Origin of the sequence: Amycolatopsis sp. cg13 (assembly GCF_041346965.1) — a bacterium.
Lineage (GTDB): Bacteria > Actinomycetota > Actinomycetes > Mycobacteriales > Pseudonocardiaceae > Amycolatopsis.
In genome coordinates, this window is sequence record NZ_CP166848.1 from 1,803,713 (window position 1) to 1,814,696 (window position 10,984).

A 10,984-nucleotide genomic window follows, 5' to 3' on the forward strand; every position below is an offset into this window, starting at 1 on the left:
GGCATCGGACCACTGGACTTCACTGTGGAGGTTCCATGACGACCTTTCCTCGTCGGCACGCACTCGGCATGGCACTCGGCGGCGCGGTGCTGCTCGGGACGGCGGGCACCGCGGCGGCCGCGAGCGGGCCCGCGCAACCGGAGGTCACGGACGGCGCGGGCACCCCGGTCGTCCCGCCGCCTCCGCCGGTGCCGGTTCCCCTCGACGCGTGGTTCGACAACGACGGCATCGACTCCGCGAGCGCGCACGACGGGAACTTCGACGGCTCCGGCTACACCTTCCCGGCGGAGCAGATCCCGGCCGGCAGCACGGTCACCGCGGGCGGCGTGCCGTATCTGCTGGGCTCGGCCGCCGCCGGGGCGAAGAACAACGTCATCGCGCTCGGCCAGCGCATCGACCTGCCCAAGGGCCGGTACTACGGCGCCGCGTTCCTCGTCGCGTGCAGTTACGGCAGCACCGGAGGCGACGCGACCGTCCACTACGCCGACGGCAGCACCAGCACCGCGACCCTGTCCGGTTCGGACTGGTGGGGCTCCGGCGGCGCCGTCGTCTCGGCCTTCCGCTACGGCCCGGGCGGGGTCACTGACCAGAACCCGGTGTCGATCAGCACCGCGCAGGTGTGGATCGACCCGGCGCGCGAGGCGGTCGCGCTGACTCTGCCCAAAACCGCCCCGCCCGCCGCGAATGTGCCTAGCCTGCACGTGTTCGCGCTGACTATGCAGCCGATCGCGCAAGGCCGTTCGGCCACCGTCCTCGACGCCCGTGCGACCGCCAACCTGCTGCAAGACGGCGGTCCGCAAGCTGTCGAAGCGACGATCGTCAACACCGGCACCGTCTGGCTCGAAACGCGCGACCGGATCACCGTCACGCTCGACGTCCCCGGCGGCCGGGTCCGCACGCCCGCGCCGATCCCCCGCCTCGCGCCGGGCGAGCAGACCACCGTGCGGCTCGGCCTGACCTCCGACCGCGGCCTGCCCGCCGGAACCCCCGCGACCGGCCGGATCCGCGTGCTCGCCGACCGGTCGACGATCGCCACCCGGTCGCTGCCGGTGCCGCTCGGCATCCCGGACTTCCGGCCGACCGACGAGTCGCTGTCCACGCATCGTGCGCCGTATTGGTTCTGCGACGCCAAATTCGGGATCTTCATCCACTGGGGCGTGTACTCGGTGCCCGCGTGGGCTCCGGTCGGGCAGCAGTACGCCGAGTGGTACTGGAACAACCAGCAAGATCCCAACGGTCCCACCTACGCCTATCACGCGAAGACCTACGGCGAATCGTTCGTATATGACGACTTCATCCCCAAGTTCACCGCCGCGCGGTTCGATCCGCGTTCGTGGGTGCAGCTGATCGAGGACGCGGGCGCGCAGTACTACGTGCTGACGTCCAAGCACCACGACGGTTTTGCCTTGTGGGACACCAAAGTCAGTGGCCGCAACGCGAAGAAGCTCGGCCCGCGCCGGGATCTCGTCGCCGACCTGTTCGCTGCCTCGCGCAAGTACACGCCGGGTCTGCGCAACGGTCTGTACTTCTCGCTGCCGGAGTGGTTCAACCCGGACAACCCGTGGATGGGCCATCCGCCGCGCAATCCCTACACCGGCGCAACGGTGCCCTACACCGGCTACACCGCTGGCCGCGATTTCGTGAAGGACCTTCAGGCGCCGCAGGTGCTGGAGCTGATCTCCGGCTTCGATCCGGACGTGCTGTGGTTCGACATCGGCGGAGTGAACGACAGCCGCGACGTGCTCACGGAGTACTTCAACCGGGCCAAGAACCGCCGTCGCCCCAAGGACGTCACGTACAACGACCGCGGCGGCATCCCGGACCACGACTTCACCACGCCCGAGTACACGACGTACCCGAACACCGTTGTCGCGAAATGGGAATCGAGCCGAGGACTGGATCCGTTCTCCTACGGCTACAACCGAGCGACGCCGGACGACAAGTACATGACCACCGATGACGTGGTGCACACGCTGGTCGATGTGGTGTCGAAGAACGGCAACTTCCTGCTGGACATCGGCCCCGACTTCGACGGCACCATCCCGGCCGTGATGCAGCAGCGGCTGCGCGAGACCGGGGCTTGGCTGCGCACGAACGGGGAAGCGATCTACGGCACGACTTACTGGTCACGGATGGCCCAGCTCGGCGACCTGCGGTTCACGGTGCGGCCTGGTTCGGCCTTCTACCTCATGTCGCTCGTCGCGCCCGGGTCGCAGCTCGTGGTCGACGCCCCGGTCCCGATCCGGGTTGGGGACCGCGTGTCGATGCTCGGCTACGGCGGTCCGTTGCACTGGAGTCAGAGTGGGGGCCGCCTGGTGATCGATGTTCCCGCAGCCGCGCGTGCGGCCGGGAAGCACGCGTGGGTGTTCAAAGTGGACTGGCGCTGACGCTCGCCGGGGCGGTCCGCGACGGGCCGCCCCGGCAACCGCTTTCCCGATCGCTAGCTCGGGCGGCGACATCGGCGTCGGAACAGAAACCGCGTCCGCTGCGCTTCAAACACAACAGGCCGAGCAACCGACCGCTCGAGTCCACCACAGCCAACCGGCGACGAGACATCCCCCGCCAGGTCTCATACAGATCCGCCTCCGCGCCGACCACCCGTCCGGTCAACCGGCCAGCGCGATACGCCGGAAGCGCCTCCGCCAGCCCGTCGAGATCCGGCCGTTCCACGACGCTCAGCAAAGTCTCCCCGGAAACCACCAGCGCGGCATGCACATGATCGTCCTCGAAGAGCCCCCGCACCTCGCCGACGGTCGCCGACGCGTCGAGCACCTTCGGCGCCCGCAGCATCGCCTCGCCGACCGTCGACGCGCCGCGGAAATCCGGGGACGTCACTGCGGGTTGTTCCACTCCGCGTCGGACCGGTCCTCCGCCGCCGTACGCTCCCGCGCCAGTTCCAGCGCTCGCCGGGCGGTCGCCTCGTCCGGGTACGGGCCGAGCCGGTCGACGCCGCGCGCTTGGCGGCCGCGTTCGACCTCGTTCGTACGCGTGTTGTAGAACCATTCCTCGGACATCGTCAGCTCCCCAAAGGATCGATCGAACGGGCCGAATCGACCCGCAGCGCCTGCATCGCGGTGACCAGTTCGGCCAGGTCCCGCGGATCGGTCAGCGTCCGGTCGGTGAGTTCCCGGATCCGGCGCAGCCGGTACCGGACGGTGTTGGCGTGGCAGTGCAGCACCTGCCCCGCGCGTTCGGACGAACCGCCGTGCGCGAAGTACGCGTCCAGGGTCTCCAGCAGCACGTCGCGTTCCTCGGCGGGCAGCTCCAGCACCGCGCCGAAAACCTGCTCCCCCAGCCTGCGGCCCTCGTCCGGGTCGTAGGCGACGAACGCCGCCAGCGGGCTCGGGTCGAACGCGCGGACCTCGCCGCGTTCCGGCGGGATGCCGGACAGCGCAGTGCGTGCCAGGTGGACCGCGCGCGGCGTTTCGGTCAGGGAACGGAACAGCGGGCTGACGCCGGTGCGGGCCAGCGCCAGTTCCCGCAGCAGGCCGAGCATCGCGTCGTACTGCTCCTCGCGCAGCGACACCACGCCGGCCTGCAGCGTCGGCGAGAGATGCCACGCCGACACGATCCCGAGCTGCCCGAGCCGCCGTTCGATGCCGACCAGGCTCTCCTCGGCCAGCCCGCGCGTTTCGGCGGCGACCACGGTCAGCTTCCCGTCCAGCGACAGGCCGAGCAGCCGTCCCGCCTCCCACGGCCCGGAGTCGGATCCGCGCGCGCCGGTCAGCAGCGCCTCGGCCAGCGCGGACCGCCGTCGTTGCTGCGCGACCAGCAGTTCCGCGCTCGCCGCTCGGTACGCCTCGGTCACGCGGACCGCGTGCTCGTCGGTGACCTGCCACAACAGGCTCGCGACGTCGATCAGGACATCGGTGCTTCCGGTTTCGCGGGCGCGGCCCACCAGCAGGTCCCACAGCATCGAGCAGGCGATCCGGTACACCTGCAGCACCTCGGGCAGCGGCGCGCCTTGGTGCGCCCGGCGGCGGCCGGTCTCCTTCGGGGCGCGCTGGTCCGGAGCCTCGGCACCGCCCAGCGCGTCGACCATGAACCGGAGGTTCACCGCGATCGAGCGGTGCAGGTCGGCGCGCGGGACGATCTTCTCGTCCCGGTACATCCCGATCCGCTCGCAGCTCGCCGCGCAGACGTCGTCGATCAGCCGGGGCAGCCGTGCGTCGGCCCAGGCGACGAGTTCGGTCAGGGCGGCGGTCCGCACAGCGTTTTCCTCCCGGTCGGCCACGTCCGGGATCGTACCCCGCGCCCGGCGGCGGCCGCTCAGGCGGATTTCGCCCGCTCGGAAACGAGCTGCGTTTTCCCGCGCATTTTGTGGAGCGGCACAGAAATGTTTGTGGCAGTCCACAATTAACCCGGTCGCATTCCCCTCCCGGATGCCCGGCGCGGGCCGTCGTGCTTGAATCGGAAGGGAAGCACAGTTTCGGGCCGAGAGGGTTACGGTGGACGACCAGCAGCGCGAAGACCAGCCGGAGTTCAAGCCTTACCACCATCCGGCCGCGGGCTGGGGCGCGGCGAAAAGCGTGACGCAGTTCCTCGTCCGGGAACGGGAACTCGTCGCCGGACCGCGCGCGATCGTGAAGATGAACCACGAGAACGGCGGGTTCGACTGCCCGGGCTGTGCGTGGCCGGACGACACCAAGGGCCTGCATCTCGACATTTGCGAAAACGGGATCAAGCACGTCACCTGGGAGATGACGCGGAAACGCGTCGGCGCGGAATTCTTCGCCGCGCACACCGTGTCCGAACTGGACGGCTGGAGCGACACCGCGCTGGAGGCGCAGGGCAGGCTCACCGAACCGCTGCGCTACGACGAGAAGACCGACCGGTATGTCCCGATTTCGTGGGACAAGGCTTTCCAGCTGGTCGGCGACACGCTGCGCGGCCTCGACTCCCCCGACCAGGCGGCGTTCTACACCTCCGGCCGACTGGGCAACGAGGCGACGTTCCTGTACCAGCTGTGGGCGCGCGAGTTCGGCACGAACAACCTGCCGGACTGCTCGAACATGTGCCACGAGGCGAGCGGTCGCGCGCTGCAGGCCGCCATCGGCACCGGCAAGGGCACCGCGGACATCCACGACTGGGAAGCCGCCGACGCGCTGTTCATCATGGGTGTCAACGCCGCGTCGAACGCGCCCCGGATGCTCACCGCACTCGCCGAGGCACACCGGCGCGGCGCGCAGATCGTGCACATCAACCCGCTGGTCGAGGCGGGTGCGACGCGCACGATCATCCCGCACGACTTCGTCCGGATGGCCACCTTCCGCGCGACCCCGACGTCCACGCTCAACCTGCAGCCGCGCATCGGCGGCGACCTCGCGTTCCTCCGCGGCATGGCAAAAGCCCTGCTTGAGATGGCAGAGACCGATCCTGAAGCGATCAACTCGGACTTCCTCGAGACCTATACCACCGGCGTCGAAAAGTACCGCGTCGTCTGCGAAACCACGTCGTGGGCCGAGCTGGAACGGCAGTCCGGGCTGACGGAGGCCGAAATCCGGGCGGCGGCGAAGATCTACCGCGACGCCGACCGGTCGATCATCAGCTGGTGCCTCGGCGTGACGCAGCACGAGCACGGCGTCGACACCGTCCGCGAGATCGTGAACCTGTTGCTGCTGCGCGGAAACATCGGCCGCCCCGGGACCGGGCCGTCGCCGGTGCGCGGGCACAGCAACGTGCAGGGCAACCGCACCTGCGGCATCGACCATCGCCCGGCGCCGGAGTTCCTCGACAAGCTCGCCGAGGTCTGCGGCATCGACCCGCCGCGCCACCACGGGCTCGACACCGTCGGCACCATCGAGGCGATGCACCGCGGCGACGTGCGCGTGTTCGTCGGAATGGGCGGCAACTTCGCCCTCGCCGCGCCCGACACGCCGTACACCGCGGCCGGGCTGCGCAAATGCGAGCTCACCGTGCAGGTCAGCACGAAACTCAACCGCAGCCACCTCGAGCACGGCAAGCAGGCGCTGATCCTGCCCTGCCTCGGCCGGACCGAAAAGGACTTCCAGACCGCCGGGCTGCAGTCGACATCGGTCGAGGACGCGATGAGCATGGTCCATCTGTCGACCGGCATGAAGAAGCCCGCCTCGCCGCACCTGCTGTCCGAACCCGCGATCATCGCCGGGATGGCGAGCGCGACGCTGCCGGAAAGCGCGACGCCGTGGACGGACTACGTCGGCGACTACGACCGGATCCGCGACACGATGGCGCGGGTGCTGGACGGTTTCGAGGACTTCAACATCCGCGTCCGCGAGCCGCTGGGCTTCCGCATCCACCAGGCCGCGCGGCAGCGGGTCTTCCACACGCCGTCCGAGCGCGCCGAGTTCTCGACCGCGGACCTCCCGGACGTCGTCCCCGCCGCCGGCACGCTCGCGCTGGGCACGATGCGTTCGCACGACCAGTGGAACACGACGATCTATTCGGACGACGACCGGTATCGCGGCATCAAGAACCTGCGGACGCTGGTGTTCCTGAACGCCGAGGACATGCGCGACCGGGGGCTGAGCGAGTTCGACGAGGTCGACATCACCGCCACCGCGAAGGACGGGACGACGCGTTCGGTGCGGCGTTATCGGGCGATTCCGTACGACATTCCGCGCGGGTGTGCGGCGGGGTACATGCCGGAGATGAATGTGTTGTGCGCCATTGGGGACTACAGCACGCAGAGCGATCAGCCGTTGATGAAGCACCTGAAGGTCACGGTCGAACGTTCTGCTTGAGTGCGGAGGTGCGGCACGGGGCGCGGACCAGCACCGCCGCCCCGATGCCAGCCGCCACCCCCACCAGCGTGTCCGCCACCCGCGCCGTTAAGAGCGTCTCCGGCGCGGCGGGCGCGGCCAATTCCGTCATCACCAGGATCAGCGGAGTGAAAAACCCCAGCGCGATTCCGTAGTGACGGGACATGAACAACTCCGTCGGGAACAGCAGCACGATCACCGCCAACGCAAGCGGCGCGGCTCCGAATCCCGGCAAGAGCAGCAAAGCCGTGACGACCAGTCCGGCGAGTGTCCCGAGGACCCGGTGCGCGCTGCGGTCCAGCACGCTGTGCAGGCGCGGATGCAACCGGCTGCGCGGGTCGGCCGCCGCCAACGGGACTGCCGCCGAGGCCATCGCCCAGTTCGCGTGGTCCACGCCGAGCAGCAGCCCGACCGCGCCCGCGGCAGCGATCGCCAGCGCGTACCGGGCCGCGTGCACAACGGCGCAGGCGACACCGCATTCCGGTGCGCATGTCGACGTCCTCGGCGCGGGAGGGCGCTCCGGGCCAGTCAGTCCAATGAGGACGCATCCGGCGATTGTGCCCGCGCACAAGGCAATCCCCGCCCACGGTTCGATCCGACCGGCAGGCACCAGCGCGATCGCGCCGAGTGCGAAGATGCCGAAGAAAGGTCCGCGCGGGCTCAAGTCCAGGCGGTTCGTCACCAGTGCACAGCAGAAAGAGAACGTGGCTTCAGTGACCACCAGCAGCCAAGGCGGCGCGTGGCAGGCCGACAGCAGCACGCCCAGCGAGACGCCGCTCAGCAGCACCGCGCCTGCCTGGAGCTGGTGCCGGAACCGGAGCGCGCGTGTCTCGACGCGGCCGTACATCCCGGCGAACGAACCGAACGCGGCGAAAATGATCAAGTCCGGACGGCCCGCCGCGAGCAGCGCCAGCCCCGGAATCAGCAGCCCGGCCGCGACCCGGCTGGCATGCCACCATTCGCCGCCGTCGAACGAGCGCGCGGACGCGGCCGAGGTCGCCACCGGCACGCTGTCCTCCGCTTGGTTGTCCTGACGTCGGCTACCGGGATCCGCCGGTCGTCCCACGGTACCCGCGACAAGGGCGGCCCCGGCCCGGATTGTGGCTCGCCACAACGAAGTCTGCGCCAGCCGACAGAGCCGCGTCCGGGCAGTCAGCCGACACGGCTCGCGGACGCCGGATGTCACTCTTGGCGGGAAACGTGGTACTCACTGCCGCTGACGCGACGGTCCCCGCCGGTTCCGGAGCACACTCTTCCCACGAAAGGACACGAGACCACCAGCAGCCTCGGGAGCCTCCAGTGAGACGCACCAGAATCGCTCTCTTCGCCCTGCTCGTCCTCTGCGCCGCGAGTTCCGGCACCGGCGCCGCGTCGGCGAACCCGGGACGCGCCGCCTTCGCCCTCTCCAGCACCGCCTTCGCCGACGGCGGGATGATCCCCAAGGTCCACGACTGCGCCAGCAGCGGCGACGGCGACCCCGAAAAGAAGGACGAGTCGCCGCCGCTGGCCTGGTCCGGGGCGCCGGAGCAGGCCAAGAGCTACGCGGTCGTCATGCACGACCTCGACAACGGCATCATCCACTGGGTCATCTACGACATCCCAGCCGCCACGGCCGAGCTGCCGCAGAACGTCGACCACGCATACCAGCCCACGGTCCCTGCCGGGTCACGGCAGGCTTACTACCGCGGCAGCGCGAACTTCTTCGGATACCAGGGGCCGTGCACGACGGACCACACGTACGAATGGGCCGTGCACGCGCTGAACAAGGAGTCGCTTACCGAGCTCGACTCGAACTCGACTACGCAGGCCGCCGAGACTGCCATCGACGCGGCGACCATCGCGACTGCTTCGCTTCGGGGCAACTCTTAGCCGGGGCGCGGGTTCAGAAGGTGATCACCTGACGGACCGCGCCCCGCGTCCTGGAGCCGGATGGGAGCGGCCCACGCGATAAACCGAAACGGCTCCCACCACTGCATGCACGGACCGATGTTGCCGCCGCGCGGGTTTCGTGGACCATGATCGAGACGACGCAGACTGCGCAACTCGCACGAACCAGAAATCACAACCTGGGCGCGACCGCCTCGCTCTGCGGCAACTCTTAGCCGGGGCGCGGGTTCAGAAGGTGATCACCTGACGGACCGCGCCCCCGTCCCGCAGCCGGGCGAAACCCTCGTTGATCTCCTCCAGCACGATCGAATGCGTCAGCAACGCCTCCACCGGCAGCAGCCCCGCCTGGTACAGCGCGATGAACCGCGGCACGTCCCGCCGCGGCACGCACGAGCCCAGGTAGCTTCCGCGCAGGGTTTTTTCCTCGGCTACCAGGCTTTGCGCGGGCAAGGTCAGTCCGGCGGACGGATGCGGAAGGCCCACGGTGACCGTCGTCCCGCCCGGCCGGGTCGTCTCGTACGCCTGGCTCAGGGCGGCGACCACGCCGGTGGTGTCGACGGCGTGATCCACCCCGCCGCCGGTCCGCTCGCGGATCTCCGCGACGTCACCGCTCAGCACCGTGGCGCCCAGCGAACGCGCCAGCTCCCGCTTGCTCGGCACCGGATCGATCGCGAGCAGCGTGCTGGCACCGGCGGCCTTCGCGGCAAGCAGCGCGGACAGGCCGACTCCGCCGAGGCCGAACACAGCCACGCTGTCCCCGGGGCGCACGTCCGCGGCGTTGAATACCGCACCCGCGCCGGTCAGCACCGCGCAGCCGAACAGCGCCGCGATTTCGAACGGCAACTCCTTGTCGATCCGCACCGCCGACCGGTCGGACACCACGACATGCGAGGCGAACGCGGAAACTCCGAGGTGGTGCAGCGGACGTCCGACCGGCGACGACCACCGGACGTCCCCGCCCAGCAGCGTGCCCTCGCGGTTGGCCGCCGCAGCGGGACCGCACAGCGCGGGGCGGCCTGCCGTGCACGGGGCACAGTCGCCGCAGGAGGGCACGAACGTCAGGACTACATGCTCGCCGGGCTGGAAATCGCTGCCCGGCCCGGCCTCGACGACTTCACCGGCCGCCTCGTGGCCGAGCACCATCGGCACCGGACGGGGCCGTGAGCCGTCGATCACCGACAGGTCCGAATGGCACAGCCCGGCCGCGCGCACGCGCACCAGCAGCTCGCCGGGTCCCGGCGGGGCCAGCGTCAGCGTCTCGATCTCCAGCGGTTTCCCGACCTCGCGCAGGACCGCGCCGCGAACCTCCATCACGCGCCGACCGGGACGCAGCGGGTGACCAGCCGCTCGGACAGCAGCGGCACGACCTCGCCGAGCACGATCCGCGTGAAATGCTCAGACGCGCAGTGCGCGGTGAAGCCCGCTTCGCTGTCGTACTCCTCGACGATCACCACGACGCCGTCCTCGATTCCCGTGTGGACGGTGTACCGCCGGCAGCCGGGCTCGCGCCGCGACGCCTCCGCCATCGGGCCGAGCAGCTCGACGACCCGGTCCCGTTCCGCGGTCACATACCGGGCCACCACTACGAAACTCATTCTTCTCCTGTACGCAGCCGGGACCGGGTCAGCGACCACAGCCCCGGATCGGAGGACGCGGCAGCCGCCGCGCCCATCGCCAACGAATGCGCCACGCCGTCCCGGTCGGTGACGAAACCGGCCGCGACGAACGGCGACATGACTTCCCGCGCCGACTCCGACATCCACGGGATGATCGGGGCCGGCATCAACTCCACCAGGTCGGGGCCGCTGCGCTTGACCGCCTCCAGGCTCCGGTTCAGGTTCGAGCGGTCGGTGACGAACACCTTGTGCATCGTCAGCATCGACAGCGCCCGCGCCCGCTCGATCGGCGCGACCCGGGTGCTGACCACCCCGGCCGCCCCGATCTCCTGGAGGAAGTCCACGCCCGCGCGGTCCGTGGCGAGACCAGGGCACGAATCGATGTTGACGAACACGAGCTTGTCCCGCCCGGCCAGCGCCGCGACGATCTTCGGCAGCTGCCCGACCGGCACCGACGCCAGGATCCCGACCCGGGACTGCGTGGCCACGAAATCCGGCACCTTCGCGACGCCGACCACCGACGCGCACACCGGCACGTCCTCGAACGCCGCCGTGATCTTCTCGTTCATGCCGTCCACCGTTTCATGCCCGCTGCCGCTCCCCCGTCCCCGCCGTCTCGTAGGTGCGTGAGGGGAACCCTCAGGGAATCTGATTCCCTCAGGGTTCCCCTCACGTACCGGCCCAGCCCGCCAGCCGCGGCCGGTCAGCTCGCCGAACCCGCTGGACTCGGCTCGCGCCCCG

Annotated in this window: 10 protein-coding genes; 3 read left to right on the plus strand and 7 right to left on the minus strand. The window is 69.8% G+C overall.

The features are described 5' to 3' along the window. Positions 1-35 precede the first annotated feature (35 nt). Positions 36-2,387, plus strand: a complete 2,352-nt coding sequence (locus AB5I40_RS08045; protein WP_370937800.1) for an alpha-L-fucosidase — start codon at positions 36-38, stop codon at positions 2,385-2,387. Here AB5I40_RS08045 and AB5I40_RS08050 read toward each other — a convergent pair. The 3 genes from AB5I40_RS08050 to AB5I40_RS08060 are packed head-to-tail and all read right to left on the minus strand — an operon-like array spanning position 2,368 to position 4,234. Next, entirely contained in the window at positions 2,368-2,835 is a 468-nt protein-coding gene (locus AB5I40_RS08050; RefSeq protein ID WP_370937801.1) for a CBS domain-containing protein, read from the minus strand. The two genes, AB5I40_RS08045 and AB5I40_RS08050, sit on opposite strands and share 20 nt — an antisense overlap. Next, the gene (locus tag AB5I40_RS08055; RefSeq protein ID WP_370937802.1) at positions 2,832-3,014 is read right to left on the minus strand and encodes a hypothetical protein; all 183 of its coding nucleotides are present in this window, start codon (positions 3,012-3,014) and stop codon (positions 2,832-2,834) included. Before AB5I40_RS08055 ends, AB5I40_RS08050 begins: the two co-directional genes overlap by 4 nt. A gap of 2 nt (positions 3,015-3,016) precedes the next feature. After that, entirely contained in the window at positions 3,017-4,234 is a 1,218-nt protein-coding gene (locus AB5I40_RS08060) for a PucR family transcriptional regulator (RefSeq protein WP_370937803.1), read from the minus strand. 214 nt (positions 4,235-4,448) lie between these two features. Between AB5I40_RS08060 and AB5I40_RS08065 the strand changes: the two genes are divergently transcribed. Next, on the plus strand, positions 4,449-6,722 hold the full coding sequence (locus tag AB5I40_RS08065) for an FdhF/YdeP family oxidoreductase (RefSeq protein ID WP_370937804.1): 2,274 nt from the start codon (positions 4,449-4,451) through the stop codon (positions 6,720-6,722). Here the strand turns inward: AB5I40_RS08065 and AB5I40_RS08070 are convergent. After that, positions 6,700-7,749, minus strand: a complete 1,050-nt coding sequence (locus AB5I40_RS08070) for an FUSC family protein (RefSeq protein WP_370937805.1) — start codon at positions 7,747-7,749, stop codon at positions 6,700-6,702. The genes AB5I40_RS08065 and AB5I40_RS08070 overlap by 23 nt on opposite strands. A 290-nt stretch (positions 7,750-8,039) precedes the next feature. Here AB5I40_RS08070 and AB5I40_RS08075 point away from each other — a divergent pair, with 290 nt between their 5' ends. Next, complete coding sequence (locus AB5I40_RS08075) at positions 8,040-8,609, plus strand: YbhB/YbcL family Raf kinase inhibitor-like protein (RefSeq protein ID WP_370937806.1); 570 nt, start codon at positions 8,040-8,042, stop codon at positions 8,607-8,609. A gap of 246 nt (positions 8,610-8,855) precedes the next feature. Here AB5I40_RS08075 and AB5I40_RS08080 read toward each other — a convergent pair whose 3' ends face one another. The 3 genes from AB5I40_RS08080 to AB5I40_RS08090 are packed head-to-tail and all read right to left on the minus strand — an operon-like array spanning position 8,856 to position 10,812. Then, positions 8,856-9,938: a zinc-binding dehydrogenase gene (locus tag AB5I40_RS08080; RefSeq protein ID WP_370940476.1), complete on the minus strand. Its 1,083-nt coding sequence runs from the start codon at positions 9,936-9,938 to the stop codon at positions 8,856-8,858. Then, positions 9,938-10,222 (minus strand): putative quinol monooxygenase, encoded by a 285-nt coding sequence (locus AB5I40_RS08085; protein ID WP_370937807.1) that lies wholly within the window; start codon positions 10,220-10,222, stop codon positions 9,938-9,940. The genes AB5I40_RS08080 and AB5I40_RS08085 overlap by 1 nt, the downstream gene beginning before the upstream one ends. After that, entirely contained in the window at positions 10,219-10,812 is a 594-nt protein-coding gene (locus AB5I40_RS08090) for a glycerol-3-phosphate responsive antiterminator (RefSeq protein ID WP_370937808.1), read from the minus strand. The genes AB5I40_RS08085 and AB5I40_RS08090 overlap by 4 nt, the downstream gene beginning before the upstream one ends. Positions 10,813-10,984 lie beyond the last annotated feature (172 nt).